The 25,753-nt window shown below is 65.4% G+C and carries 23 protein-coding genes and 2 tRNA genes; 12 read left to right on the forward strand and 13 right to left on the reverse strand.

All coding sequences use genetic code 11. From position 1 onward, the window contains the following. Positions 1-27: 27 nt before the first annotated feature. Both A5740_RS05195 and A5740_RS05200 read right to left on the reverse strand, forming a co-directional pair. A complete protein-coding gene (locus A5740_RS05195; protein ID WP_175616165.1) occupies positions 28-2,169 on the reverse strand; it encodes a P-loop NTPase fold protein in 2,142 nt (713 codons plus the stop codon). 209 nt (positions 2,170-2,378) lie between these two features. Further along, positions 2,379-2,452: transfer RNA gene (locus A5740_RS05200), tRNA-Ile, on the reverse strand. Positions 2,453-2,546: 94 nt separating this feature from the next. On the opposite strand from A5740_RS05200, the gene A5740_RS05205 reads away from it, so the two are divergent. After that, a complete protein-coding gene (locus A5740_RS05205) occupies positions 2,547-2,915 on the forward strand; it encodes a phage holin family protein (RefSeq protein WP_076192021.1) in 369 nt (122 codons plus the stop codon). A gap of 17 nt (positions 2,916-2,932) precedes the next feature. Beyond that, a complete protein-coding gene (locus tag A5740_RS05210) occupies positions 2,933-3,973 on the forward strand; it encodes a low specificity L-threonine aldolase (RefSeq protein WP_139334940.1) in 1,041 nt (346 codons plus the stop codon). 60 nt (positions 3,974-4,033) lie between these two features. Here A5740_RS05210 and A5740_RS05215 read toward each other — a convergent pair whose 3' ends face one another. Genes A5740_RS05215 through A5740_RS05230 form a run of 4 tightly spaced genes read right to left on the reverse strand, consistent with a single transcriptional unit; the run spans position 4,034 to position 8,465 of the window. After that, positions 4,034-4,861 carry a carboxymuconolactone decarboxylase family protein gene (locus tag A5740_RS05215; RefSeq protein ID WP_076192023.1) on the reverse strand — a complete coding sequence of 276 codons (828 nt, stop codon included), beginning with the start codon at positions 4,859-4,861 and terminating at the stop codon, positions 4,034-4,036. Positions 4,862-4,885: 24 nt separating this feature from the next. Continuing rightward, positions 4,886-5,584 (reverse strand): TIGR02206 family membrane protein, encoded by a 699-nt coding sequence (locus tag A5740_RS05220; RefSeq protein ID WP_076192024.1) that lies wholly within the window; start codon positions 5,582-5,584, stop codon positions 4,886-4,888. Between the two features lie 5 nt (positions 5,585-5,589). Beyond that, positions 5,590-6,951: a metallopeptidase TldD-related protein gene (locus A5740_RS05225; RefSeq protein ID WP_076192026.1), complete on the reverse strand. Its 1,362-nt coding sequence runs from the start codon at positions 6,949-6,951 to the stop codon at positions 5,590-5,592. Continuing rightward, on the reverse strand, positions 6,948-8,465 hold the full coding sequence (locus A5740_RS05230; RefSeq protein ID WP_076192028.1) for a TldD/PmbA family protein: 1,518 nt from the start codon (positions 8,463-8,465) through the stop codon (positions 6,948-6,950). The genes A5740_RS05225 and A5740_RS05230 overlap by 4 nt, the downstream gene beginning before the upstream one ends. A 52-nt stretch (positions 8,466-8,517) precedes the next feature. Here A5740_RS05230 and A5740_RS05235 point away from each other — a divergent pair, with 52 nt between their 5' ends. Together A5740_RS05235 and A5740_RS05240 are read left to right on the forward strand one after the other, a co-directional pair. After that, the gene (locus A5740_RS05235; RefSeq protein ID WP_076192029.1) at positions 8,518-10,185 is read left to right on the forward strand and encodes a sulfatase-like hydrolase/transferase; all 1,668 of its coding nucleotides are present in this window, start codon (positions 8,518-8,520) and stop codon (positions 10,183-10,185) included. 107 nt (positions 10,186-10,292) lie between these two features. Beyond that, positions 10,293-11,279 carry an NAD-dependent epimerase/dehydratase family protein gene (locus A5740_RS05240; protein WP_076192031.1) on the forward strand — a complete coding sequence of 329 codons (987 nt, stop codon included), beginning with the start codon at positions 10,293-10,295 and terminating at the stop codon, positions 11,277-11,279. 9 nt (positions 11,280-11,288) lie between these two features. On the opposite strand, the gene A5740_RS05245 is transcribed toward A5740_RS05240, so the two are convergent. Beyond that, the gene (locus A5740_RS05245) at positions 11,289-12,047 is read right to left on the reverse strand and encodes a cutinase family protein (protein ID WP_254849075.1); all 759 of its coding nucleotides are present in this window, start codon (positions 12,045-12,047) and stop codon (positions 11,289-11,291) included. 291 nt (positions 12,048-12,338) lie between these two features. On the opposite strand from A5740_RS05245, the gene A5740_RS05250 reads away from it, so the two are divergent. Genes A5740_RS05250 through A5740_RS05260 form a run of 3 tightly spaced genes read left to right on the forward strand, consistent with a single transcriptional unit; the run spans position 12,339 to position 15,332 of the window. Continuing rightward, positions 12,339-13,211: a carbohydrate ABC transporter permease gene (locus A5740_RS05250; RefSeq protein ID WP_076192034.1), complete on the forward strand. Its 873-nt coding sequence runs from the start codon at positions 12,339-12,341 to the stop codon at positions 13,209-13,211. Beyond that, positions 13,198-14,010, forward strand: a complete 813-nt coding sequence (locus A5740_RS05255; RefSeq protein WP_076192036.1) for a carbohydrate ABC transporter permease — start codon at positions 13,198-13,200, stop codon at positions 14,008-14,010. The genes A5740_RS05250 and A5740_RS05255 overlap by 14 nt, the downstream gene beginning before the upstream one ends. Positions 14,011-14,048: 38 nt before the next feature. Further along, entirely contained in the window at positions 14,049-15,332 is a 1,284-nt protein-coding gene (locus tag A5740_RS05260) for a sugar ABC transporter substrate-binding protein (protein WP_076192258.1), read from the forward strand. 7 nt (positions 15,333-15,339) lie between these two features. Here the strand turns inward: A5740_RS05260 and A5740_RS05265 are convergent, their stop codons facing one another. Then, positions 15,340-16,182, reverse strand: a complete 843-nt coding sequence (locus A5740_RS05265) for an energy-coupling factor transporter transmembrane protein EcfT (RefSeq protein WP_076192037.1) — start codon at positions 16,180-16,182, stop codon at positions 15,340-15,342. Next, positions 16,179-18,221, reverse strand: coding sequence for an ABC transporter ATP-binding protein (locus tag A5740_RS05270; protein ID WP_076192039.1), 2,043 nt, complete (start codon positions 18,219-18,221; stop codon positions 16,179-16,181). The genes A5740_RS05265 and A5740_RS05270 overlap by 4 nt, the downstream gene beginning before the upstream one ends. Positions 18,222-18,326: 105 nt before the next feature. On the opposite strand from A5740_RS05270, the gene A5740_RS05275 reads away from it, so the two are divergent. Genes A5740_RS05275 through A5740_RS05285 form a run of 3 tightly spaced genes read left to right on the forward strand, consistent with a single transcriptional unit; the run spans position 18,327 to position 20,754 of the window. Further along, positions 18,327-18,797, forward strand: a complete 471-nt coding sequence (locus tag A5740_RS05275) for a MarR family winged helix-turn-helix transcriptional regulator (protein ID WP_076192040.1) — start codon at positions 18,327-18,329, stop codon at positions 18,795-18,797. A gap of 17 nt (positions 18,798-18,814) precedes the next feature. Beyond that, positions 18,815-20,026, forward strand: a complete 1,212-nt coding sequence (locus A5740_RS05280; RefSeq protein ID WP_076192042.1) for an MFS transporter — start codon at positions 18,815-18,817, stop codon at positions 20,024-20,026. 50 nt (positions 20,027-20,076) lie between these two features. After that, on the forward strand, positions 20,077-20,754 hold the full coding sequence (locus A5740_RS05285; protein ID WP_076192044.1) for a YoaK family protein: 678 nt from the start codon (positions 20,077-20,079) through the stop codon (positions 20,752-20,754). A 96-nt stretch (positions 20,755-20,850) separates the two neighbouring features. Here A5740_RS05285 and A5740_RS05290 read toward each other — a convergent pair whose 3' ends face one another. Together A5740_RS05290 and A5740_RS05295 are read right to left on the reverse strand one after the other, a co-directional pair. Then, entirely contained in the window at positions 20,851-21,909 is a 1,059-nt protein-coding gene (locus A5740_RS05290; protein ID WP_076192045.1) for an esterase-like activity of phytase family protein, read from the reverse strand. Next, positions 21,909-22,643 carry a VIT1/CCC1 transporter family protein gene (locus A5740_RS05295; protein WP_076192260.1) on the reverse strand — a complete coding sequence of 245 codons (735 nt, stop codon included), beginning with the start codon at positions 22,641-22,643 and terminating at the stop codon, positions 21,909-21,911. The genes A5740_RS05290 and A5740_RS05295 overlap by 1 nt, the downstream gene beginning before the upstream one ends. Before the next feature lie 96 nt (positions 22,644-22,739). Here A5740_RS05295 and A5740_RS05300 point away from each other — a divergent pair, with 96 nt between their 5' ends. Continuing rightward, on the forward strand, positions 22,740-24,662 hold the full coding sequence (locus A5740_RS05300; protein WP_076192047.1) for an acyl-CoA dehydrogenase: 1,923 nt from the start codon (positions 22,740-22,742) through the stop codon (positions 24,660-24,662). Here A5740_RS05300 and A5740_RS05305 read toward each other — a convergent pair. Further along, entirely contained in the window at positions 24,659-25,150 is a 492-nt protein-coding gene (locus A5740_RS05305; RefSeq protein WP_076192048.1) for an LppP/LprE family lipoprotein, read from the reverse strand. The two genes, A5740_RS05300 and A5740_RS05305, sit on opposite strands and share 4 nt — an antisense overlap. A 124-nt stretch (positions 25,151-25,274) precedes the next feature. On the opposite strand from A5740_RS05305, the gene A5740_RS05310 reads away from it, so the two are divergent. Continuing rightward, entirely contained in the window at positions 25,275-25,589 is a 315-nt protein-coding gene (locus tag A5740_RS05310; protein ID WP_076192050.1) for a hypothetical protein, read from the forward strand. 16 nt (positions 25,590-25,605) lie between these two features. On the opposite strand, the gene A5740_RS05315 is transcribed toward A5740_RS05310, so the two are convergent. Beyond that, a tRNA-Asn gene (locus A5740_RS05315) sits at positions 25,606-25,678 on the reverse strand. Between the last annotated feature and the right edge of the window lie 75 nt (positions 25,679-25,753).

The following is a 25,753-nucleotide window of genomic DNA, read 5'->3' on the forward strand; positions in this document are numbered from 1 at the left end:
GACGGTCAGTCTTTCTCGACAGCCGCGCTACCCGCGAGGGATACCTTCGGCGATCGACCTGATCGAGGCGCGCGCGAAGTCAACGCGGTTGTTAGGTGACGTGTCTTCCTTGTTGATCTGCGAAAGCCAGGGAGCGTCGGGGAAACTTGCTGCAAGGCGAATGGTTGCTTCGTTACTGAATAATTGGAAAAGCGTATCGCCGTTAAAGGCCAGTTCTGGCGAGACACCATCTTTGCCTTGCCACTTGTTCACAGTCACCATCGCCGGTACGACTCGGCTCAAGAGCGAAGCGGAATCTGCATTTAATAGCTTGTCGCCGATGCTGTAAAAATTCTCTTTATCGCTTAGAAATACCACGACAGAAACAAGTGTATTTAGATCTAATCCAGAATCAAGTAGGCCGACCAGATCAGTCGTTAGTCGACGGTAGTAGTAGCGGCCCAACTCCTGAAGCGCAACGCCGCTTTGGTATTCCGTATGGCGTCGATCGCGCAATATCCGGACTACGAGGTGAAGCACATCTTTCGGTTCGAGGCTCCCTAGCACATCAGAGGCTCCCAGAACCCCGACGGAAAGGGCATTGAACACTTCCGCTTCAAGCCAGCGCCAAAGCACCCGCTGCGCCGAATCGAACGCTGGCTCATCCTCGCTCGACTTACATTTTCGCTCAAACAAAAAAAGGGCCAGGTTCTTACTCGGCTCCACAAGGTGTCCAGATCTATAGGTCAGGCTCTTTTCGTACGCCAGCGCAGCTCGCTGATTATTCGAACCGTCAACAATATCGAGGTATCTCTTGACATCATCGACCGCTTCAGATCCCATTATTATAGAGTCAACCGCCGCTTCAATAAGCTGATCCTCGACGTCATCTTCCGCTATACCAAAAACGAAATATCGCTGAAAGTACGCGTCATCGGACAGAGCTTTTTTATGTTCCTTAAAGTACATTTTGTTTGATTTGATTCCCGGAAAGAGCCCACTTAACACTTGCTGTACGAGCGCGGCATCCTCATCGGTATCAACGGAAGATCGAATCCGATTGAACCACTCCTTCTGGTCAATTTCAGCCTCTTCTAGGAGACCCACCCGCTCTTTACCGGTTTGAAGGGAAGTCTTCCACGTAGGAATCCTGTCATAAATGTTATGGAAAAAGACCCGTAAGAAACTAAGAGCTATGAAATCGACGATATCGACCTCTTGAAGAGGGAACATCGCTGCATATGCTGATAATTGCTCCCGAAATCGTGCATGCGCCCTTGGTGTTACCAGCGCGTGGCCGAGTATCTCGGTATATTCAGAGAGGCGATCGGAGTGCGTCGGATTGAGGCGCACTTTGTGGGCCTCGATTAGTTCGATAATCGTTTGCGTCAAGAGTCTTCGTTGGATTACCCCGGCAATTGGTGGTACCTCAAAAGGATATTGGACAATCTTCTCCATAAATTCCGTTGATCGAGACGCCAAATTTTTGCCTCTCAACAGGCTGACAACCGTGGCTTGATCGTACGCAATTAGATAATGCACATTCGGGAATCGGCCAAGTAGTCGCACCACCTTGAGTAGGGATAGTAGTTCGTCTGCATCAAGCCGATCAACATCATCCGCAATCAACAACACTCTTGATCCAAGAGACGCCAGCACTTTGGAAACATCCTCAAACTGTCTGTGCCACGGTGGATTAGAAAGCTCCAACGCCTTCTCAGCAGCTCCGCCGAGGCCCGCGCCCGCATATGGAATCGCCTTCAACAGCGGAGCGCACACAGTCGCGTACTTCCTGAGGCTTTCCCTGGCCTTTCGCGATTTCTCGTCTTCCCCGTCGAGCAGAGATGCAACGGCAGCAAGGAATTCGAACTGTAACCCGGCAGCCGTGTCCGACGCCCACGGTGAAAATACTGCAATTTTCCAGTCGTCGCCCAAACGCTTCCGAACCATATTTATGAGTGACGTCTTCCCGCTCCCCCAAGGACCCACAAGGCCAAACACAGTGCTCTTCTGACCAGGCACGCACGCGTCCATACGGGCGGCAACCATATCCGCGAATCGTTTCCGGTCGAGGTCGTCTCCATCATCGGAGTCGAGTGCGTCATCGGTCCAAAGGGCGTCGACTAGCGGATCGGAACGCTCAACTTCAGCGGCGACTGTTTCAGTGTTTTGCGAGCGCCGAGACTTCATCCCAAACATTCGATAGCCCTCCCAGATCAATCGAAGGCTGAAGTTACTCCAAGCGTTTCGCGCCTGGCGCATGGGTACCGCAATCGTTGTGGCAACGGTTCCGGGGAAAGACGGCGCTGCTGTGTCGCGTCCTCCCTAATGAGGTTGCTGGTTTCGCGAAGGCTGATGACAGACCGCTGAAATTGGACGTTGCTTCCAAAAATTCTCGGTGGGGCGGGCGGGGCTCGAACCCGCGACCAATGGATTATGAGTCCACGGCTCTAACCGACTGAGCTACCGCCCCCGGGCGCGTCTGCGCGCCCAATATGGTCCCACACGCCGCAGGCACGCACGCCCATGAGGGGGTTGGACCCGCCGGCCACGGTTACGCTCGCCGCATGGTCCGCTTTTTGCTGCGTATCGCGATCTTCCTGGGCGCATCGGCCATCGGTCTGCTGGTGGCGGCATGGCTGGTTCCCGGTGTCTCGGTGTCGGCGTGGGGTTTCATCACCGCGGTGGTGATCTTCTCCGTGGCCCAGGCGGTCCTGTCCCCGTTCTTTCTCAAGATGGCCACCCGCTACGCGTCAGCATTCCTCGGTGGCATCGGGCTGGTCTCCACCCTCGTTGCACTGATCCTGGCCTCGGTGTTCACCCACGGGCTCAGTATCAGCGGCATCGGCTCCTGGATCGCGGCGACGGTGGTGGTCTGGCTGGTCACGGCGGTGTTGCCGGCGCTGCTGCTCAAGAAGAAGGCGACCTCGACGTAATGCTCGACGGTGGGATCATGGCGGACGTGCCCTCTCACGCGTTCGCCTCCGACAACGCCGCCCCCGCACATCCGAAGATGATCGAGGCGATCGCCACGGCCAACGCCGGTGCCGTCGCGTCCTACGGCAACGATCCCGCCACACGGCGCGCCACCGACGCCATCAAGGCCGTCTTCGACGCCCCCGACGCCGAGGTGCTGTTCGCGCTCACCGGCACCGCGGCCAACGTCATCGCACTGGCTGCGGCGGTGCGTCCGTGGCAGGAGATCCTGTGCAGCGACGTCGCGCATTCGCTCGTGGACGAGGCCGGCGGCCCGGTTCGGCTCTCCGGCGCCCCGCTGACCAAGCTGCCCAGCGACAATGGCCTGATCGACCCGGCCGCGCTCGACGCCGCGGTCGCTCGGCGCGGGCCGGTGCATCACTCGCAACCGCGGATCGTTACCATCACCCAGTCCACCGAGAACGGGCGGGTCTGGACGCCGCAGGCGATCAAAGACTTCGTCGATCACGCACACGACCTCGAACTGCTGGTCCATGTCGACGGCTCCCGTCTGGCCAACGCAATTGCCGCACTGGACATCTCACCATCGGAAGCGATCGCCGATGCCGATATCGTCACCGTCGGTGGTACCAAGAACGGCATGCTGATGGGTGATGCGATCCTGGTGCGCCGCCCGGAAGTATTCGACGGAATCCGCTTCGTGCACAAGCAGATCGGTCACCTGGCCAGCAAGCAGCGGTTCGTGGCGGCCCAGTTCGAGGCGATGTTGGACGACGGCCTCTGGTTGCAGACCGCCGCCCATGCCAACCGGATGGCCGCCCGGCTCAGTGTGGGCCTGGAAGCACTGGGGCTGAAGCTGGCCTGCCCCACCGAGGCCAACGAAGTGTTCGTCGACCTCGATCCCGTCGCCTACGCCGCGGTGACGCCGCACTATGCCGTCCATCGGCCCGACACGCTGCGGCCCACGGTGCGGTTCGTGTGCTCGTGGGCCACGACCGAGTCCGAGGTCGACGACGCCCTGAAACTGTTGACGTCGGTTTCCACCGCGGGGTCGTAGATCCGCGACGCGCACCACCCGGACGTAGAAAACGGCGAACCTCGCGAGTCCGTACAAGGCTCAGCTGTAGACCGGCTGCCCGTCGGCACCGAGCCGGTACTGTTCGGTTCCCTCGTCGACATGAGCCTCGTCGACCCCGAGTGCGACCGCCACTTTGTTGCAGGCGTTGCGCATGACATCAAGGGTCAATTCAACGGCTTCGTCCTGCGAAAAGTGTTGCCGTAGTTCCTCAGCGGACACCTGGGCCGGAGTCCAGATCAACGCGTCGACGTAACGCAGGGCCGCCTTGTGCCGCTCGGACAGGCTCGACCGCTCGAACTGGTCGATGCTGTCGTAGTCCGACTCGGTCGCGCCGGCCTCCAACGCCGCGACCTCCCGCAACGATTTGCACAGTCGGCAGTTGTGTTGGCGGGCGCCGCGCAGCCGCACGATCTCGGAAGTCACCGGGTCAAGCGCACGCATCCGTCCCACCGCGGGCACAAAGGAGTCCAGCACGTAGTCGGGCGGATTGGTGTCGTGGTCCCACGCGACGGACTCGGTGGGCCACTCCACGCCCAGCACCGACAATCCCGCCTGAACCCGCGGCACAAAATCGGCGATGTAGATGAGCGTCGACACGGTGAACACGTCGGCGCCGAGCAGATCGGAGAAGGCCGCCCGCTGCGCGGCGTTGATCGCGCTGACATCGATGCTGAATTGCTCGGCGAACTCGGTCACCATCGGGTCGACGGCTCCGCCCCTGGTCTCGGCCGGAAGGGGCGCCAACCCCAGCGTCGAGGCACACACTTCACGCACCGCGGCGTTGATATCGGCCAACTGTGGTGGCGATACCGCGACCAGGCGCGTCAACTCCCTGAGCAGATCGGCAGACACACCGGCAGTATCCATCACCGTCGGCGCCGATGGGCAGGTTTATCGGCCCGCAGCGTTTCGTCGCCGCCGTTCCCAGGGCCAGGTCATCAGCGCCCACACCACCGCCACCACAGCGCTGGCCACCAGGACATACACCGGCCACGGCCCCATCAGATCGAGCAACGAGGCGGTGGCGGGTTTGGCGTTGAGGAATCCATAGTTGGTCCCCGCAACAGCGTTGAAGGTCATGGTCCCCGCCGCCCATATCGCGGTCACCAGCACCACAAGCCGGTAGCTGCGCCAGGTCGGCCGCATCCCCCGCCCCCACGTCAGATAGATGGCCGCCCACACCACGAGCAGGTGGATCGACCAGAACGCCAGGTATTCGTAGTGCGGGAAATCCGGGCTCTTGAGCACCGGTGAGATCAGCGCCTGTGTACTCAGCACCAAACCCCAGTAATAGGTGAGCACGAAAGCCCATTGTCGTTGAGACCACAGCGCATACGCCCCCGCGACGGTCGCCAGGTCGGTCAAACGCAGTGGTACCGACCGCTCGATCGTGGGCGGGATGAGCGTGTACACCAACATCGCGACATAGATCGCAGCCGTCAGCCCGCCGAGGATGCGGCCCAACACCCGCGATTGGTGTTCGGTCTGGCGGCGCCCCACCCAGATCAACGCCACCGCACCGACGACAAACACGGCGATTGCGGCCCAGTGCGACGGGCCGTAAACCGTGAATTGCCGTTGGATCAACACCTACCTCATTGCGCTTGGCTCACCGAGGACATGTGAAAATCCGGGATTCGCAGTGTCGGCATCCAGGCGCGCGTGGCCCAGTCGCCCCACTCCCGCGGCAGGGTCACTTCGCTGATCCCGGCTTGAGTGGCGCGCCGCAACAGATCCAGCGGGCTCTCGTTGAACCGGAAGTTGTTGACCGCAGCGGTCACCTCACCGTCTTCGATCAGATAGACACCGTCTCGGGTCAGCCCGGTCAGCAGCAGCACGGTGGGATCGACCTCGCGGATATACCACAGCGTGCTCAGCAGCAGGCCCCGCTCGGTGCCGGCGATCATGTCGGCCAGTTCGGTTGTACCACCGGTCATCAGCAGATTGTCGGCGGGCACCGCGACGGGTGTGCCGTATTCGGCGGACACTGCGCGCGGATAGGCCAGTGCGTTGACCACCCCGTCGCGAATCCAGTCCACCCGGTCGATGTCCATGCCGTTGTCGAAGACCGACACCCGCTCCGAAGAACTGGGTACGGCGACAAACGGCTGGCAGGCCAGCTCATCGGCGAACGGGTCGGAATACAGCGTCAACCCGAGGTCGGTGAGTTTCTCCCCCACCCGGGTTCCGCCGGGGGCCGACAACGCGGTGCGGCCTTCCTGGGCTCCTCGGCCGTCCATGGTCCAGGCCAGGTAGATCATCATGTCGGCCACGGTCGACGGCGGCATGAGGGTCTCGTAGCGGCCGGCCGGAAGTTCGACCGTCCGCTGCGCCCACCCCAGCTTCAACGACAATTCGTCGAGCATCGAATCAACACCCACATCAACGAAATCCGGAGTGCTCACCCCGGACCAGGCACTGGCGCCATCGCGCTTGGCGTTGATCTCCACCGATCCGGTCGGCTGGGTGTAGCGACGGCGCAGCCCGGTCGAGGTGGCCACGAATGTCGTCTCCATGACGTGGCGGGCATATCCGTAGAGCTGATCGGAACCGGCAAAGCCCTTGGCCAGATCACCGGCGATGCCGGTGAACACCTGCGCCCCGGTGCCCACCACCGGGGAATCCCAGTCGGCGGGCGCCTCGGTGCCCGGCAGCGGGGGCGCAGCGTCACGGGCTGCCGGCGACGCCAGCGCGGCACGCTCGGCAGCAGCCACCAGCTCGGGGATCACCGCCGGATCCACTTCAGCCGAGCGCACCGACCCGACATGCGCCTTGTCCCCGCGGCGCACGACGGAGATCACGGTGGTGGTGCGGCTGACGGTCTCGCCGTTGGTGGTCATCGAGTTGCCTGCCCACCGCAGTGATGCGTCGGCGCGGTCGGTCACCAGTACCGTGGTTTCGGCGCCAGGGTCCGCTGCGCCCAAGGCGATGTCGACGACCTGCTGTGCGCCGATCATCGGCCGCCCTCCGTCCGGGTGTTCAGTATGTTGATGCCGCGGAACAGCGCACTCGGGCAGCCGTGGCTGACCGGCGCAACCTGCCCGGGCTGGGCCTTGCCGCAGTTGAATGCCCCACCGAGCCGCCAAGTGGACGCTCCGCCGACGGCTTCCATCGCACCCCAGAAGTCGGTGGTGGTGGCCTGGTAGGCCACATCGCGCAGCTGTCCGTCCAGACGCCCGTCACGAATCCGGTAGAACCGCTGCCCGGTGAACTGGAAGTTGTACCGCTGCATGTCAATCGACCACGACTTGTCACCGACGATGTAGATCCCGTCAGACACCCGCGAGATCAGATCCTGCGTGCTGAGATCCTCCGAACCGGGTTGCAGCGACACGTTGGCCATCCGCTGAATCGGGACATGGTGAGGCGAGTCGGCATATGCGCAGCCATTGGAGCGTGCCTGCCCCAGTCGCGGCGCGAACACCCGGTCCAGCTGATAACCCACGAACACGCCGTCGCGCACCAGGTCCCAGCTCTGCGCCTGCACACCTTCGTCGTCGAAACCGACGGTGGCCAAGCCGAATTCGACGGTGCGGTCGGCCGTCACGTTCATCACCGGTGAGCCGTAGCGCATGGTGCCCAACTTGTCCGGGGTGGCGAACGACGTCCCGGCGTAGGCCGCCTCATACCCGATGGCCCGGTCGTATTCGGTCGCGTGCCCGATCGATTCATGGATGGTCAGCCACAGGTTGGACGGGTCGATCACCAGGTCGGTGGGGCCGGCGACCACCGACGGCGCCTTGGTCTTCTCCGCCAGCAGCGTCGGCAGCTCGGCCAGCTCAGAGGTCCAGTCCCAGACGTCATCACCGGCCAGCGCTTCCCAGCCTCGCGCCGTCGGCGGCGCCAGCGTGCGCATGGTCTCGAAAGACCCGGCCGCGGAGTCGACGGCCACCGCCTCCATCGTCGGCAGCACCCGGACCCGCTGCTGGGTGATCGAGGAGCCGAAGGTGTCGGCGTAGAAGGTCTGTTCTTTGACGGCATGCACCCCCGCCGAGACATGGTCCACGCCGTCGGCGGCCAGCAACCGGCCCGAGTATTCGCCGAGCAGAGCGATCTTGTCGGCAGCCGGTACCACGAAGGGGTCGACGCCGTAGTCGGACACCCAGGTCACATCGCGATAGACCGGCTCGGCGGCCAGCTCGATGCGCTCGGCATTGAGCGGGGCAAGTGTCGTGGCCACCTGCACGGCACGGCGGGCCGTCTGGGCCGCCACCTCAGGCGCCAGCTCGGCGTGGGAGGCGAAACCCCACGCACCGTCCACGATCACCCGCACCGCCAGCCCGATCTCGCGGTTGACCACCGACATCTCCAGTTCGCCGTCGCGCATTTGGATGATCTCGGTGGTGATGCGGTGAATCCGCAGATCGGCATAGCCGGCACCGGCCGCAGCTGCCGCGGACAACGCCGCGTCAGCCAACTCGGACCGGGGCAGCTCCAGGAAGTCGGCGTCCACGTTTCGGTGAGCTGTCACGGTTTCCCACAGTAAAGGGTCCGCTCTCAGCATGACCTCATACGCTGACGGGATGGCAGAGCTCAGCAGACGGGCCGTCCTGGGCGGCGCGGCGGCTGTCGCCGGTGCGGCGGCCGTGGGTTTCGGGGGATACGAATTGCTCACGAGGCGCAGCCCCGAGATGGCCGCACAACCGAACATCCTCGTCGTCATCGTTGACCAGATGCGGGCACCACAGTGGTTTCCCGATACTCAGCAACTCGGCGCACTGCTGCCGAACCTCGAAAAGCTGCGGGCCCGCAGCACCGCGTTCGGATCGCACTACACCGCGTCGAACATGTGCACGCCGTCGCGCGGCGTGATGACGACCGGGCTGTATTCCCACCAGACCGGCTGTTTGTATACCGGTGAGGGGCCCACCGAGTCGACGCTGGCCGTCCGATTTCCGACCTGGGGGACGATGCTGCGCGACGCCGGCTACCGCACCTGGTGGTGGGGCAAGTGGCACCTGGGCAGTGTGGCCGACAACACCCCCGACGGCCTGGACGTCCACGGCTTCTCCGGCGGTACATACCCGTCCCCCAACGGTGCACCCAACCAGGGCCTGCAGCAGGACCCCTCGATCGTCGACCAGTTCGTCGGGTGGTTCGACGCCCGCGCGTCCGAGGGTCCGTGGTGCACGACGGTGTCGCTGGTCAACCCGCATGACATCTGTTGGTGGCCGAAAAACCCACTGCCGGAGAAGGTTCCCCACGTCTTCAACGGGAAGCCGGCGAACTTCGAGACGACCGAAGATCTGCGGCGCCGCGGCAAGCCCCAGTTACAGATCGACTACATGAACTTCATGTCACCGTTGATGACCGGGGCGATGGACTACACCGACCCTGACGCCGCGGCGCAGTGGGCACGGTGTCTGGACATGTACCTGTGGTTGCAGCAGCAGGTGGACACCCAGATCGGCCGGGTGCTCGACACCCTGTCCGCCAGACCCGAGGTCGACAACAACACCATCGTGGTCTTCACCTCGGACCACGGCGAATACGCCGGCTCTCACGGACTGCGCGGTAAAGGCGCGGCGGTCTACGAGGAGAGCATCCGGGTGCCGCTCTACATCCGGGATCCGTTCGGCCACCTCACCCCCACGGCGGGCGAAACGCGGACGCAGCTCACTTCCACCGCCGACCTGGCGCCGCTGCTGCTGACGATCGCCCACGGCGGCGTGGGGTGGCGCTCCGATTCCCGCTACACCTACCTGGCCGGTCGCGGCGACATCGCCGCCATTGCGGCCGACGCCGGCGCGCCGGGTCGGCCCTGGATCGCGCACGCCACCGACGACATGTCGGTCGAAGAGATGGCCGCGTTGATGAAATCACCGCTGGCGCAGAAGTTTTTCGGCCCCACCGGACCTCCGACGAACATCCCGACGTCGGCGCCCAGCCACATCGTCGCCGTCCGTACGCCCGAGGCCAAGCTCGCCATGTACACGTACTGGAAGCCCGGCACCATGGACATCGACACCTCACGCCCCGTCCACCACGAGTTGTACGACTACGCAACCGATTCCGGCATCCAGGAGCTGGACAACCTGGCCGGCCGCAGCAACCGGCAGGCCGATCTGCAAGCGCTGCTCGACAACGAGGTGCTGCCCGAGCTGCGGGCGCCGTTGCCGGGCTTCCTCGACGAGGCGCAGGAGGAGGGGTTGGCGAATATGAGGGAGCTCGCGGAGTTGCGCGGAGGCTGAGCCGACAAATCAAGCACGGAGGCTGAGCCGACCAAACAAGCACTGAGGCTGAGCCGACAACCGTTCAAACCACTTCCCAGCGGCGTCGAAGGTACTAGCTTGAGCCCATGCGCGTATTGGTCACCGGCGGAACCGGTTTTGTGGGTGGTTGGAGCGCGAAAGCGATCGCCGATGCGGGCCATTCCGTGCGGTTTCTGGTCCGCAATCCCGACCGGCTCCACACCAGCGTCGCCAAGCTCGGGGTCGACGTCTCCGACTATGCGGTGGGCGACATCACCGATCGGGATTCGACTTTGGAGGCGATGCAGGGTTGCGACGCCGTCCTGCACAGCGCCGCCTTGGTCGCCACCGATCCGAGCCAGACCGCACAGATGTTGGCCACCAACATGGATGGCGCCCGCAATGTGCTCGGGGGTGCCGCCAAGCTGGGGCTTGATCCGATCATCCACGTGTCGAGTTTCACCGCACTGTTCCATCCCGGGTTGAAAACCCTCAGCGCCGACCTGCCGGTGGTGGGCGGCACCGACGGATATGGACAGTCCAAGGCCCACGTCGAGATCTACGCGCGCGGCATGCAGGACGGCGGTGCGCCGGTCAACATCACCTATCCCGGCATGGTGCTCGGACCACCGGTGGGCGATCAGTTCGGCGAAGCCGGTGAAGGTGTCGCCGCCGCATTGCAACTCGGCGGGATTCCCGGGCGCAGCGCCGCCTGGACCATTGTCGACGTGCGCGATCTCGCGGAGTTGCACGTGGCCCTGCTGGAACCCGGACGCGGACCGCGCCGCTATATGGCCGGTGGTCGGCGGGTGCCGGTGAGTGAGCTGGCGAGCCTGCTCGCCGATGTGGGCAAGAAGCGCATGCTCACCGTTCCGGTCCCGGACACCGCTCTGCGAATGGCCGGGCAGGTGCTCGACCGTCTGGGCCCGTTCGTGCCGTTCGACCTCCCGATCACCGAAGCGGGAATGCAGTACTACACCCAGATGCCGGAGTCCGACGACTCACCGAGCGAACGCGAACTCGGAATCACCTACCGCGATCCCCGCGCCACGCTGGCCGATACGGTCGCCGGGTTTCGCGAACTCGACCGCTGAAGGACCGGGTCAGTTTCCGGTGACCTCACCCGCCGTCTGCATCACGGTCGCGGCCGGAACACTGCCGCCCAATTGGCGGGCCGCGAAATCGGCTGCCTGGATGGCCATCCCGTTGTCCTTGTAGGAGCTGTGGGCCGCGCGGTCCCGGCCGCCGGGGAAGCAGATCGGGTCGCCCGTCGCGCACAGCTGGATGGTCTTGGCCACATACGGCTGACCGATGGTCAGCGGCGGCGCACCGCGGTCGGCCAATCCCAGTACCCACTCGTCGGGTGTCCCGAACAGGGCCACGGCCGCCACGTGCGGCGCGATCGACGCCGGCATCGGACCGCTGATCCCGGCCGGCAGGGTGAAACCGGCAGGGACACTGCTGGCGGTCGTGTAGCCGGCCACTGCGGCGCCCTGTGAGTAGCCGCCGAGCACGATCTTGGTGGCCGGGCAGTTCGCGGCGATCGCCTGGATCCGGTCGCTGGCGTCGGCGATGCCGTCGGCAGCCTGTCCGAAGTTCAGCGAGGCCGGATAGTTCACCGCGTAGACGTCCACGCTTTCGCCGGGCAGCCGGGCGGTGAGCGCATCGACGAAGGCCTGTCCGGTCGCGCCGATACCGGGAGCTTCGAACGTGCCGCGGGCGAAGACCACCTCGACGTCGGCACACCCGTCGTCAGCCGCATTGGCCGAGGCGATCATCGGTCCGGCCGGCGAACCAACCGCGATTGCGGCCGCGGTCAACACGGCGAAGATGCCTTTTCGAGCCAGCTGCCTGGTGTTCATGTGTGTCCCGCCCATCCGTCCCGTTCGCCATCACCCGCTGTGGAAGTGGCAACTACCTGCTACAAGACCAACGAGCCGGGCCCTGATTCCGGATCAGTCAAGTGATGTACGCCACCTGAGCAAAGTGCGGGTGTGGGAATTGCGCAGCGATGTCTGAGTGTTCGATCCTGCCGGCATCTACGCAGAGGATTACTGCTCGATACTGACTGCAAACTTCTGCGTAGTCGCATGGCAGTCTGGTCGGTGAGCCCGGTGTGACACACCACATCATCGACCCGCTTTAATGACCCGATGGCCACCTCGCGTGTCCGCACGACCGCGCTGGGCTACGCCCTTGTCGCGCCCAGCCTGTTCGGCGTCGTCACCTTCCTGTTGTTACCGATGCTGGTGGTCGTCTGGCTGAGCCTGCACCGGTGGGATCTGCTCGGTCCGATCGAGTATGTGGGCCTGGACAATTGGCAGTCGGTACTGGCTGATTCCTCGTTTGCCATGTCGTTGGCGGTGACGTTGGTGTTCGTCGCCCTGGTGGTGCCGGTGCAGACCGTGCTCGGCTTGATCGCGGCCTCGTTGTTGGCGCGCGGCCTGCCCGGGACCGGGTTTTTCCGCACCGTGTACGTGTTGCCGTGGATCTGTGCGCCGCTGGCCATCGCGGTGCTGTGGAAATGGATTCTGGCTCCGACCGACGGGGCGTTGAGCACGGTGCTGGGTCGGCCGGTCGAGTGGCTGACCGATCCGGGACTGGCCCTGCCAGTGGTGTCGGCGGTCGTGGTGTGGACCAACGTCGGCTATGTGACGCTGTTCTTCCTGGCCGGCATCCTCAACATCCCCGCTGATGTGCACAACGCCGCCCGCACCGACGGTGCCACCGACTGGCAGCGGTTCCGGCATATCACGTTGCCGATGTTGCGCCCGACCTTGTTCTTCGTCCTGGTCACCGGAATCGTCAGTGCGGCGCAGGTATTCGACACCGTGTACGCGCTGACCGCGGGCGGCCCGCAGGGGCGCACCGACCTGGTGGCCCACCGCATCTATGCCGAGGCGTTCGGCGCGGCCGCGGTGGGGCGCGCCTCGGTGATGGCCATCGTGTTGTTCGTCATCCTGGTCGGCATCACGCTCGCGCAGCACATCTACTTCCGCCGCAGGATCAGCTATGACCTCACGTAACGCGCTGGTCTACGCGGGGTTGCTCCTCGGGGCGGCGATCACCTTGCTGCCGTTCGGACTTGGGTTGCTCACCTCGTTCACCTCGGCTGAGCAGTTCGCCGCCGAGGCACCGCTGTCGGTGCCCGATCCGCCGACCCTGGGCAACTACATCGGGCTGTCCGACGCCGGATTCGGCCGCGCCCTCCTGGTGACGGCATTGATGACCGCGGTGATCTTGTTGGGTCAACTGGTGTGCTCGGTGCTGGCCGCCTATGCCTTTGCCCGGCTGCGGTTCCCGGGGCGCGACGTACTGTTCTGGGTCTACATCGCCACCCTGATGGTGCCGGCCACGGTGACTGTGGTGCCGCTGTACCTGATGATGGCCGAGGCGGGACTGCGCAACACCTTCTGGGCGCTGGTGTTGCCCTTCATGTTCGGTTCGCCGTACGCAATCTTCCTGCTGCGTGAGTACTTTCGGTCGATTCCGGGTGAGCTGATCAGTGCCGCCCGCCTCGACGGCGCCAACACCCTGGATGTGCTCACCCATGTGGTGGTGCCGGCCAGCCGGCCGATCCTGGTGACGTTGGCGTTGATCACCGTGGTGAGCCAGTGGAACAACTTCCTGTGGCCGCTGGTGATCACCAGCGGCAGCAAGTGGCAGGTGCTGACGGTGGCGACTGCGGGATTGCAGACGCAGTACAACGCTCAGTGGACGCTGGTGATGGCGGCGACGACGGTGGCGATCGTGCCGTTGATCGGGTTGTTCATCGCGTTCTCACGCAACATCGTCCGGTCGATCGTCGTGACGGGCATCAAGTGAGGCGCTCGACATTGTGGGCCACCGGCCTGGCCCTGACCATGGCCGTGCTGCTCGTGGCCGCGGTGCTACTGGGCCGCACGACCGAACCCGAGGGCCGCACCGTCGTCACGGTCCGGCTGTGGGATCCCCAGGTGGCGGCCGCTTATCGGGAGTCCTTTGCCGAGTTCAGCAGGGAACATCCCGGCATCGAGGTACGGGTCAACACCGTCGCGTACTCGGCGTACTTCGACAGCCTGCGCACCGATGTGGCCGGTGGCAGCGCCGACGACATCTTCTGGCTGTCCAACGCCTACCTCGCCGGGTATGCCGACAACGGCCGGCTGTTGGACATCGGGACGACCTTGGGCACCACCGCCTCCCGGGAGTGGGAACCCTCGGTGGTCAACCAGTTCACCCGCAACGGTGCCCTGTGGGCGGTCCCCCAGCTGACCGATGCCGGTATCGCGGTGTACTTCAACGCCGACCTGCTCGACGCCTCGGACGTGGACCTGGCCGAGCTCACCACGCTGCGTTGGTCGGACGGTCCCGACGACACACTGCGGTCGGTGGCGGCTCGGCTGACCCTCGACGAACAGGGCCGCACCGCCGCAACCGAGGGATTCGATGCCGGCCGAATCCGGCAGTGGGGCTACAACGCAGCCAATGATCTCCAGGGCATCTACCTCAACTACATCGGTTCTGCCGGCGGCATCTTCACCATCGGCGACCGGTTCGCATTCGACAACCCGCAGGCCGTCGCGGCGTTCCGATTTCTGGTGCGGTTGATCAACGACGATCACGTGGCCCCGCCGGCGTCGGCGACCAACAACAACGGTGACTTCTCCCGCAATGCCTTTCTGCAGGGCCGCATGGCGCTGTTCCAGTCCGGCACCTACAACCTCGCCGCCATCGCCAACCAGGCCCGGTTCCGGTGGGGCGTGGTGATGTTGCCCGTCGGCCCGAAAGGCCGCGTCAGCGTCACCAACGGTATTGCAGCAGCAGCGAACTCGGCGACCCGTCATCCCGATGCAGTGCGCGAGGTGCTGGCCTGGATGGGCAGCAAGCACGGCAACGAATACCTGGGCGCCAACGGTGCGGCCATCCCGGCCGTGCTGGCCGCGCAGCCGGTCTACCACGACTATTGGGCGGGGCGCGGTGTTGATGTCAGCCCGTTCTTCCGCGTCCTGCGCGGGCCGCGCATCGCGGCTCCCGGCGCCGCCGGCTTCCCGGCCGGCTATCAGGCGCTGCAGCCGTATTTCAATGAAATGTTCCTGGGCCGTCGCGACGTGGAAACCACGCTGTCCGATGCGCAGTGGGCGGCCAATGCCGCAGCCGCCCGCTGATCCCGCGTCACCGACGCGGCAGGCTGGTCGGCAGGATCGTCAGCTCCAAGGCCAGAGCGGTGCCACAGACCAGGATCAGAATCGCGAAGGCAATCCAGTCACGCGCACCGGGCCGTGACGGTGCGGCCGAGAACTGGCCGGCGCCACCGCGGGCGGTGATGGCGTCACCCATCTCGTCGCCGCGGCGCAGCGCCACGGTGACCGCGGCCGCCAACAGGTCGACGAGGTTGGACACCCGTTGCTTGCGTCGCTCACGGAACGTCTCGGCCGGTTCGACGGGACGCAGCCGGTGTGCGGCGTACAAGGTGCGGAACTCGTCGATCAGCATCGGGAAGGCCCGCAGCGCCAAGGCGATCGTGACCGCCCAGTCGTGCACCGGAATGCGCACCAGCTGCAGTGGCCGGCCCAATGTGGCCACCGCTGGGGCGATCTCGGCGACGTTCGTCGTCCAGGACACCAACGCCCCCAGGCCCAGCAGCACGATCGACAGCGCGGTGATCCGCAGGAAGTTGAGCAGCCCACCCAAGCCGATCTGTACCGAACCGATGTCGACGAACGGGGATCCGCCGGCCAGGGATGCCAGCGCCCCGCCGATGAACAACAGAATCCACAGGAAGAACGGGATCGAAGGAACCACACCGCGCGGTATGTGCGCCAGCCGGGCCGTCACCAGAACGAGCACCGCGACCGAGGCGATCGGTACCCAACCGGGATAGAACGTCAGCAGCACGCCGATTCCGGCCACCGCCAACAGTTTCGTGCCGGCCCACAGTCGGTGGATCACCGTGTCGCCGGGAACCGGACGCAATAGCACCACGGGTTTGCGTTGTCCCCGTGCAGGAGCGGTCATCGGGCACCTCCGGCTGCCGTCGGGGCCAACGCGAGTTCGCCGCGGTGCAGGTGCAGCGTGCGCGGACACAGGCCTTCGAGCCCGGTGAAGTCATGCGAGATGACGACCACGGTCAGCCCGTTGTTGTGCCGCAGGTCCTCCAGCAGTCGCAGCAGACCGCGCTGGCTGGCGGCGTCGAGACCGGCGAGTGGCTCGTCGAGGATCAGCGCGCGCGGCGAGCGGGCCAGCAGGCCGGCCAGCACCACCCGACGCATCTGACCGCCGGAAAGTTGGTCGATGCGCCGCTCGGCCAGCGCCCCGTCCAACCCCACCATCTCCAGCGCGGCGGCGATCCGGTCGGCCTCCCGAACGGAAAACCCTGCGGCCGAGGCGATTTCCCTGTCGACGGTGCTGCGCATCAACTGCAGCCGCGCCGCCTGGAAGGAGAGCGCCACCGAACCCACCTGTTGGGCCACCGGCACCCCGTCGAGCAGGCAGGCACCGTAGGTGGGGACGGTCAGCCCGGCCATGATCCACGCCAGGGTGGACTTACCCGAGCCGTTCAGCCCGTGCACCAGGACACCGTCGCCCTCGTTGACCGTGAAGGTGATGTCACGTAAAGCCGTTTTGGCCCACGGGGTTCCGCTGGCGTATTCGTGGCCGACACCGGTCAGTTCCAGCACCGGCGCACTGGTGTGAGCGGTCGGCGCAACCGCCGTCGGCACCGCCGAGGTGGGCACCATGTCGGTGTTGTCGGCGGTGCCGCCGTTGCCGCTGAGCGCCACAGTCCGGTCGGCGGAGGCCGCCTCGTCGTTGTAGTGCGTGATGTGCACGAGCGACATCTGGTGGTGGCCGGTCAGCCCGGACAACACGTTCATCAAGGTGTCGCGGCCCTTTTGGTCGACCATGCTGGTGACCTCGTCGGCGATCAGCAACGAGGGTTCACGGGCCAGCGCACCGGCGACCGCCAGCCGCTGCAGTTCCCCGCCGGAGAGTCCCCCGGTGTCGCGTTCGGCCAGGCCGTCGAGCCCCACCTCACCCAGCAGTCGCTCGACGTCGACGGTCGTGCCGACGGGAAGCCCCCACACCACGTCGTCGGCCACCCGGGTGCCCAACACCTGGCTTTCCGGATGCTGCATCACCACCGCGGTGCCACCGATGCGTCCCAGTCCCACCGCGCCGGCGCGCTCGATGCTGCCGGCACTGGGTTGACGCCCGGCCAACAGCAACATGAGCGTGGTCTTGCCCGAGCCGTTGGGACCGGTGACCGCGACGTGCTCGCCCGGTTGCAACTCCATCGACACCGGCCCCAGCGCGTCGCGGTCGACCCCGGGATACCGGAACCGTACGTCGGTCAACCGCGCCGGGACCGGGGCGACGACGGCGTCCCCCTCGGCGTCGGCATCGAGCTTGTGCACGTCGGGGACGCCGAGCAGACGGGCCAGGATGCGCGACAGCGCCCACCAACCGACCATGCTGACGGAGGTGATGCTGAAGATGCCGAGCAGCAGCATCAACAGCGGCCAGTAGTCCAGCATGGTGGCGAAGGTGGTCCGCAGCGGGTCGGCTGCCGCATCGAGCATCGGGATCTGCTCGAAAACCTTGGCAATCCCTTCGATGCCGGCGGTCAGCGAATCGAAGATCAGGTTGCGCAACCGGGTCAGCACGGTGAGCGCCACGACGGCTGCTGCGCCGAACACCGCGCCGGCAACGACGGCGGCGCCGAATGCCGTGGCAGTGCCGCGGCCGCGGCGCTTGACCACACCGGTCAACCCACCGATATAGGCGCAATCGACGACGGTCATCATCCCGCCCATGCCGGCGATGAGAAAGGCGATGGCGCCCGCCGCAACAGTGGCGGCCAACAGCACCCGCAGCCGGTAGCGGTAGGCCAGCAGGCCCATGGGCACCGTTCCCAGTACCGAGAGGCCACCCGCGAACGGCACCACCACCGCGATGATCGCGGTGGCGGCGCACAACGCCGCCATCACCGCTGCCTGGGCGAGCTCGCCGGGAGTGAGGCCGCGCCGAGGCGTCGTCGCCGGAGGTTTCGCGGTCATCGCTCGATTCTGCCAGCCGGAATCGTCACCGTCGGGTCGCCGTCCTGTGAGGGAGGGCACGCACCCAAACTCGACTGCATAGCAAATCTATGTAATTATGGGAAGATGCCCACCGAGGATGTCACGGTTACCGACGAAACCGAACTCGGCGCCGACCTACTTTCGGTCGTCGCCCGGTTGAACCGGCTGGCCACGCAACGCACCCGGCTCCCATTGCCCTGGGCGCAGGCACGGCTGCTCTCCACGATCGAAGACCAGGGCGAGGCGCGCATCTCCGACCTCGCCCTCCTCGACCACTGCTCGCAGCCGACCATGACCACTCAGGTGCGCCGTCTCGAAGACGCCGGCCTGGTCACCCGCACCACCGATCCCGGCGATGCGCGCGCGGTCCTGATCCGCATCACCGAGCAGGGCCGGCGCACGCTCGGTCAAGCCCGGGCCGATCGCGCCGCCGCGATCAACCCGAGGCTTGAGCGCCTCAGCGCCGACGAACGCAGAACGCTGGTGGCCTCCGTCGACATCATTCGCAAGCTGCTCAGCGATGTCGACGAACACCCGCTCTCGCACGACAACTAGTTAGGAGTCACCGCCCTATGTGGCGTCAACCCAAGGCCGTTTGGGCCGTCGCTTTTGCCTCCGTGGTCGCCTTCATGGGCATCGGACTGGTCGACCCCATCCTCAAACCGATCGCCGACAACCTCGACGCCTCGCCGTCGCAGGTGTCGCTGCTGTTCACCAGCTACATGGCGGTGATGGGCGTGGCCATGCTGATCACCGGCGTGGTCTCCAGCCGCATCGGCCCCAAGCGCACCCTGCTGCTCGGCCTGGTGATCATCATCGCCGGCGCCGGCCTGGCCGGGATGAGCGACACCGTGATGGAGATCGTGGGCTGGCGCGCACTGTGGGGTCTGGGCAACGCGCTGTTCATCGCGACCGCGTTGGCCACCATCGTCAACTCCGCGAAAGGCTCTGTGGCGCAAGCCATCATCCTCTATGAGGCCGCGCTCGGCCTGGGCATCGCAATCGGCCCGCTGGTCGGCGGGGTGCTCGGCACGATCTCGTGGCGCGGCCCGTTCTTCGGCGTCTCGGCCCTGATGGCGTTCGCGCTGGTGATCACCGCGTTCCTGTTGCCGGCCACCCCGCGCGCGGCGCGCGCCACCACCCTGGCCGACCCGTTCCGGGCACTGCGCCACCGCGGGCTGCTCGGGGTCGCCGTCACGGCACTGCTCTACAACTTCGGTTTCTTCACGCTGCTGGCCTTCACCCCGTTCCCGCTGGACATGACCGCCCACCAGATCGGGCTGATCTTCTTCGGCTGGGGCCTGGCCCTGGCCTTCACCTCCGTGGTGGTCGCCCCGCGACTGCAACACCGGTTCGGCACCGTGCGGGTGCTGATCCTGAACCTGATGGCCTTCACCGCCGTGCTGGCCGTGATGGCGGTGTGGACCGATTCCAAGGCCGTGCTGGCCTCGGGCGTGGTGATCGCCGGGCTGTTCATCGGTATCAACAACACCTTGATCACCGAAACGGTGATGAAGGCGGCACCGGTCGAACGCGGCGTGGCCTCGGCGGCCTACAGCTTCCTGCGCTTCGGCGGCGCGGCCGTCGCACCGTGGCTGGCCGGCGTGCTCGGTGAACAGGTGAACGTGCACCTGCCCTACTGGGTGGGCGCGGCGGCCGTGTTGGCCGGCGCGGGTGTGCTGTTCGCGACCCGACCACACCTGGCCGGAATCGACGCCGAGGAGGACGAACTCGACGAGCTGACCGAGGAAGCGACAGCGGTCACCGTCGGCTCCGACACCTGACGCCGGCGAAATCCGACCCAGTCGTCAGCAACGCTCTCCACAATGAGGGAATGTCGCAACACTTCGACGGCGAGGCCCGGTTGTCGTGGATTCTGGCCGGCCTGGCCGGAGTACTGGGAGCAGCGGCGTTCACCCATTCCGCGGGATATTTCGTCACCTTCATGACCGGCAACACCGAACGGGCTTTCCTCGGGCTGTTCCAGGGAGAGGAGTGGCTGGCGGTCGGAGCGGCGCTTCTCCTGGTGGCCTTTGTCAGCGGTGTGGTGATCGCGTCGCTGTGCCGGCGCCACCTGTGGGTCAACCATCCCCACGGCGCCACCGTGTTGACCACGTTCGCGCTCGTGGTGTCGACAGTGGTCGACATCGTGATCAAGGGATGGGCCGCCCGGGATGTGCCGTTCGTTCCAATCCTGTTCGTGGCCTTCGGCGTCGGCGCCCTCAATACCTCGTTCGTCAAGGACGGCGAGGTGTCGATCCCGCTGAGTTATGTGACCGGGACGCTCGTCAAGATGGGCCAGGGCATCGAACGCCACCTCAGTGGAGGCCAGGTGAGCGACTGGCTGGGTTACTTCCTGCTGTGGGCCGGATTCGCCGGCGGCGCCATAATCGGCGGCTTTATCAGCTACGCGGTCAGCGGTTCGCAGATGCTCCTGGTAGCCACACTCGTCTGTGCCATCACCGCGAGCTACACCTACTTCTACTTCGATCGCCACGCGTTGTTGAAGTAGCTGTTCGTGCGTCGGCGCGTTCACGTTCGTAACGCTGTGGCGAGAAAAGTCGACCGTGACCGCCACGGCGTTACCAACGTGGTGAAGGCCTGCCGCTCACAGCGCGAACAATAGGAACTGGGTCACCTGCGTGGGCGAGAAGTTGTCGTCGCTTACTGCGATCACCGATTGCCGACCATCGGCCAGCTTGGGCCCCAACGTGATTCCCTCGATGTTGTCCAGCGGCACCGGACCTCCGGCGGCAGTCAGGTCGGCCAGCAGCGTTTTCGTCATCTCGGTGGAGCCGTCGACCAGGCTAGCGCGGTAGATCCGTACGGCCACATGCGTGCCGTAGCCGCGCTCGATCACCAAGAAGCCGTCGTCGAGCGCCACCAGATCGGACAGACCATTGCCCCCGCCCGGCCCGGCGCTGACCGGATCCAGCGGGTAGGTGTACTGGCCGTCGACCGTCCCGGTGTCCACGTCGAAGCGGACGATGCGAGTGTCGGCGCCATGCTGTTCGTCCGGTGGCGGACCGTCGTCGTAGCCGGGCCCCTCCATCGCCGCCCACAGGTAGCGCCCGTCTGGACTCAGCGACAAGCCTTCCAGGGCGCTGTTGCGGCGGGCGCCGTGTTCGCCGGCCGTCATCCGCATCGCGTCGGGCAGGGCGAACTCACCGAGGAAGCTGCCGTCGAGCCCGGCAGTCCGCACCCACGGGTCCAGCAAGGTCTTGGGCCCCGGCCCGTCCGCCCGCCGCTCCCCCTCACTGGTCCAGTACAGCCGCTGCCGATGTGGATCGAACGCGATGGCCTCGGGATCTGGCGGGACCACGGGTGGGACGGCACCAAGGTCCAAGGGGCGGAACGGTTGTGCGTCGCGGTCCAGCCAGGGGCGGGTCCCGACGAATTGGACGTCGTCGATACCGTTGTTCGACAACCTGATCCGGGCAGTATAGAAGCGCGCCGAACTGTGGGCCGAGCGGTCGTCGCTGACGATGTAGTAGAGATCGGCGGCCGGGTCGTAACTGATTCCCGACAGGCCGCCGATCACCGTGCCGTCCAGCATCGCGCCGTGGGCAACTTGGTGTTGGCCGAGAAACTCCAGGCTCGCCGAGGCACGCGCCGGTGCGCACCCGGCCACAATCAACAGACCGGCCGTCAGAATTCGAACCCACATCAGGTGATGACAGCGCCAACCAGGATGCCGACCACGTAGGTGCACGCGATCGCGATGGCGCCGAACACCAATTGCCGCAGCCCGGCGACGGCCATCGGCTTGCGGGTGAACCGTGCCGCCACCGCGCCGGCGATCAACAGGCCGACCCCGCCACAGGCCAGCCCGGCCCACAACAATTCGAAGCCGAGCAGGTACGGGATGAGTGGGATGATCGCCCCGATCGCGAACATCACGAACGACGAGCCAGCGGCCACGAACGGCGACGGCTTCTCCCGCGGGTCCACGCCCAACTCCTGCACGAGGTGGAAGTTCAGGGCCCGATTCTCGTCACGGTGGATTTCCTCGGTCGCCTTCAGCGCGGTCTCGGGGGTCATCCCCATCTCCTGCAGCATGGCCACGAGTTCGGCCCGCTCGGCGTTGGGATTCTTGAGGAACGACTTCCGTTCGACACTCACCTCGGAATCGACCTGCTCGTTGGCCGTGGTCACCGAGGTGTACTCACCGAGCGCCATCGAGAAGGCACCGGCCAACAGGCCCGCCACACCGCTGAGCACGACGGTCTGGGCCGAGGCGCTGGCCCCCACCCCGGCGATCAACGCGGTGTTGCTGACCAGGCCGTCCATCGCGCCGAAGGTCGCCGCACGTAGCCACCCGCCGGTGACGTCGGCGTGCCGGTGATAACTCACGTGCGGCAAACCGGTGGGAGACAGTGACTTACCCACGGACTCCGGCATGACGCCAATCTTGCGCTGCCCGATCACAGGTGTCCAGGAAGGCAAACCTTGGTGACAACCGCCGCACGGTGACCGCGGTACGCGTTACCGTCGGGTATGACCACCACTGCCGAGCATCTTCGAAACGCGCTGGACGGCCGTTGGCGCGACGTCAAGAACGCCATGCGGACCAGGCTGTCGGACGAAGTCTTCCGGCCGCACTACACGCCCAACACTGTCATCGCCCGAGCCAAGGTGGCCGAGCAACTCAAGATCATGGCCGCGGCCGGGGCAGCCGAGGACGGCTTCCGCAAGGAGCACGGCGGCAACGGCGACGTCGGGGCGGCCGTCACCCAGATCGAGATGCTGGCCATGAGCGATCTGTCCCTGATGGTCAAGGCCGGGGTCCAGTGGGGCCTGTTCGGTGGCGCCATCGAGAACCTCGGTACCGAACGCCACCACCAGGCCTACGTCCGGCCGCTGATCGACCTGGAACTGCCGGGGTGTTTCGCGATGACCGAGACCGGTCACGGCAGTGACGTGCAGTCACTGGAGACCACCGCCACCTACGATCCGGCGTCCCAGGAATTCGTCATCCACTCCCCTACCCCGTCGGCCCGCAAGGACTACATCGGTGGAGCGGCCGAGACCGCCCATGTCGCAGCCGTTTTCGCGCAGCTGATCACCCCGGACGGCGAAGGTCACGGGGTGCACTGCTTCGTCGTGCCGATCCGTGACGACGAGGGCAACGACCTACCGGGCATCACCACCTCGGATTGTCACTACAAGGGCGGACTGCCCGGTGTCGACAACGGCCGCATCGTGTTCGACCAGGTGCGCATCCCGCGGGAAAACCTGCTCAACCGGTACGCCGACGTCGCTGAAGACGGCACCTACTCCTCACCGATCGAGAATCCGGGGCGCCGGTTCTTCACCATGCTGGGCACCCTGATCCGCGGCCGTGTCACGGTGGGTGGCAGCGCCGCCGCGGCGGCTCGGGTGGCGCTCGACATCGCCGTCCGATATGCGTTGGAACGCAGGCAATTCGACGCCCCCGGCGACGAAGGCGAAGTCCTGATCATGGACTACCTGGTGCATCAGCGCCGGCTGCTGCCACTGATCGCCAAGTCGTACGCGCTGCAGTTCGCCCAGAACGAACTGGTGGCCAAATGCCATGAGCTGCAGACCTCCGACGACCCTGACGCCGAGGAGCAACGCGAGCTGGAGGCGCGAGCCGCCGGCCTCAAGGCTGCCAACACCTGGCACGCCAGCCACAGCATCCAGGAGGCCCGCGAAGCCTGCGGTGGCGCAGGCTATCTCGCCGAGAACCGGTTGATAGCGTTGCGCGCCGACACCGACGTGTTCACCACCTTCGAAGGGGACAACCATGTGTTGACCCAGTTGGTGGCCAAGGAACTGCTGACTGCCTACGCCGACGACATCAAGGGTATGAGCCCGGTCGAATGGGTGCGGTTCGCGGCGAACTATGCCGGCGAACGGGTGCTCAAACGCACCGCCGCGCAGACCATCATGCAGACCATCCTCGACACCCGCCAGGACAACGAGGAGGAAGGCAGCTTGTTCAACCGAGGCACCCAGGTCCAGATGTTCGAGGATCGCGAGGAGTACATGCTGGCCTCGGTCGCCAGGCGGCTACAGGGCAAGGCCAAGGAGATGTCGGCCTTCGACGCGTTCAACGCCGTCCAGGACCACGTGCTGCACGCCGCGCAGGCCCACATCGACCGGGTGATCATGGAGGCCTTCGTCGCCGGCATCGATGCCTGCGAGGACGAGACCGCCCGCGGCCTGCTCTCCGATGTCTGCGACCTGTACGCCTTGTCGGTGATCGAGGGCGACAAGGCGTGGTTCATCGAGCACCGCTTCCTGTCCACCGAACGGGCCAAGGCCGTCACCCGCGGCATCAACGAACGCTGCCGCTCACTGCGCCCGCACGTGGAAACCCTCGTCGACGGGTTCGGCGTCCCCGAGCAGCTGCGCTACGCGGCGATGCTCGACCCCGAGGAACTCGTCAACGGTTAAGGCTTCGGAATCGGGTCGACGGCAACCAGTTTGCCGTCGTCCCCGATCCGGAACCGCACCGTGGCGATGCCGGTCGGCGACTTCGGCGGATCCTGGCCCTGCTGCCACTGATAGTTGACCACCACGCTGTCATCGGCGTTGGAGACCACGTTGATGTAGGGCCGTGGCTCCGGGGTGGCCGGGCCCAGCGGGGTCTGCCGGTCGAAGAACAGCAACTGCCCCACGCTGTTGGGCTCGGGGTTCGACTGGCCCACCTGCACCCAATACAGCCGGCAGTTCGTGGTGTGCCCGGCGTTGACCTGCGTCCACTGTTTACCTGCCTCGGGCACGGGCAGTTTGGCGATCTGATCGGCGATCGTATCGGCACTCGGGCCGTCGGTCGGTGCGCAGGCATCCGGCTTCGGCGGCGGTGCGGACGACGGCTTCCAGCCGCAACCCACCGCGAGGAGACCGACGAAGGCGATGATGGCGATCAGCCGTGGATACACATCCTCGAGGGTAGCGAATCCGGCCGGGCCATCGGGCCGAGCTGACGGCGGCACGCCGATAGGTGACACTGTGTGCGGTCTGGATCCCTGACCACACCGCACCACCTACCCCAAGGAGACACTGATGGCTTGGTTCCTCGCCATGGAAGGCCCCGCCAACAAGGCCGTCCTGTACCAACTGCAGGAATCAGTCAACGTCCATCAGATCGCCGAGGAGATGGTCAGTGCCGCCACCCTCGACCGCGCGGTGCCCGTGCCCGCCGTGCTGCAGAACAACAAGCAACAGGTGACGGTGTACGTCCGGCCGGCAGCCTGGGGAGTGTGGACGTTCTACCAACTGACCGAAGAGGAACGAAAGGCGCTGGCATCGGTGTCGAATCCACTGGTGGAAGCGCTTGCGCAAGCAGCCCGGCAAAAGCAGGCCCGGCCTCAAGGCTGACGCCGGGGAGAATTTGCTCCCCCGGATGGACTCGAACCATCAACCGCCCGATTAACAGTCGGGAGCTCTGCCAATTGAGCTACAGGGGACTACCTTCCGCGGAAGCTCCGCGGCCGAGCGTTGACTCTAGCGTACGGACCACCGCTGTCGCCAACTCGCTCCCG

Origin of the sequence: Mycobacterium sp. GA-1841 (genome assembly GCF_001954135.1) — a bacterium.
Lineage (GTDB): Bacteria > Actinomycetota > Actinomycetes > Mycobacteriales > Mycobacteriaceae > Mycobacterium.

What these genes read in the sequence shown, in the direction of transcription:
- A5740_RS05210 (WP_139334940.1), top strand. Translation starts at nt 2,933, where the DNA reads ATGGCGGACGTGCCCTCTCACGCGTTCGCCTCCGACAACGCCGCCCCC.
- A5740_RS05240 (WP_076192031.1), top strand. Translation starts at nt 10,293, where the DNA reads ATGCGCGTATTGGTCACCGGCGGAACCGGTTTTGTGGGTGGTTGGAGC.
- A5740_RS05225 (WP_076192026.1), bottom strand. Translation starts at nt 6,951, where the DNA reads ATGATCGGCGCACAGCAGGTCGTCGACATCGCCTTGGGCGCAGCGGAC.
- A5740_RS05275 (WP_076192040.1), top strand. Translation starts at nt 18,327, where the DNA reads ATGCCCACCGAGGATGTCACGGTTACCGACGAAACCGAACTCGGCGCC.
- A5740_RS05215 (WP_076192023.1), bottom strand. Translation starts at nt 4,861, where the DNA reads ATGGATACTGCCGGTGTGTCTGCCGATCTGCTCAGGGAGTTGACGCGC.
- A5740_RS05310 (WP_076192050.1), top strand. Translation starts at nt 25,275, where the DNA reads ATGGCTTGGTTCCTCGCCATGGAAGGCCCCGCCAACAAGGCCGTCCTG.
- A5740_RS05205 (WP_076192021.1), top strand. Translation starts at nt 2,547, where the DNA reads ATGGTCCGCTTTTTGCTGCGTATCGCGATCTTCCTGGGCGCATCGGCC.
- A5740_RS05245 (WP_254849075.1), bottom strand. Translation starts at nt 12,047, where the DNA reads ATGAACACCAGGCAGCTGGCTCGAAAAGGCATCTTCGCCGTGTTGACC.
- A5740_RS05250 (WP_076192034.1), top strand. Translation starts at nt 12,339, where the DNA reads ATGGCCACCTCGCGTGTCCGCACGACCGCGCTGGGCTACGCCCTTGTC.
- A5740_RS05270 (WP_076192039.1), bottom strand. Translation starts at nt 18,221, where the DNA reads ATGACCGCGAAACCTCCGGCGACGACGCCTCGGCGCGGCCTCACTCCC.
- A5740_RS05255 (WP_076192036.1), top strand. Translation starts at nt 13,198, where the DNA reads ATGACCTCACGTAACGCGCTGGTCTACGCGGGGTTGCTCCTCGGGGCG.
- A5740_RS05280 (WP_076192042.1), top strand. Translation starts at nt 18,815, where the DNA reads ATGTGGCGTCAACCCAAGGCCGTTTGGGCCGTCGCTTTTGCCTCCGTG.
- A5740_RS05260 (WP_076192258.1), top strand. Translation starts at nt 14,049, where the DNA reads ATGGCCGTGCTGCTCGTGGCCGCGGTGCTACTGGGCCGCACGACCGAA.
- A5740_RS05265 (WP_076192037.1), bottom strand. Translation starts at nt 16,182, where the DNA reads ATGACCGCTCCTGCACGGGGACAACGCAAACCCGTGGTGCTATTGCGT.
- A5740_RS05195 (WP_175616165.1), bottom strand. Translation starts at nt 2,169, where the DNA reads ATGAAGTCTCGGCGCTCGCAAAACACTGAAACAGTCGCCGCTGAAGTT.
- A5740_RS05235 (WP_076192029.1), top strand. Translation starts at nt 8,518, where the DNA reads ATGGCAGAGCTCAGCAGACGGGCCGTCCTGGGCGGCGCGGCGGCTGTC.
- A5740_RS05295 (WP_076192260.1), bottom strand. Translation starts at nt 22,643, where the DNA reads ATGCCGGAGTCCGTGGGTAAGTCACTGTCTCCCACCGGTTTGCCGCAC.
- A5740_RS05290 (WP_076192045.1), bottom strand. Translation starts at nt 21,909, where the DNA reads ATGTGGGTTCGAATTCTGACGGCCGGTCTGTTGATTGTGGCCGGGTGC.
- A5740_RS05285 (WP_076192044.1), top strand. Translation starts at nt 20,077, where the DNA reads ATGTCGCAACACTTCGACGGCGAGGCCCGGTTGTCGTGGATTCTGGCC.
- A5740_RS05300 (WP_076192047.1), top strand. Translation starts at nt 22,740, where the DNA reads ATGACCACCACTGCCGAGCATCTTCGAAACGCGCTGGACGGCCGTTGG.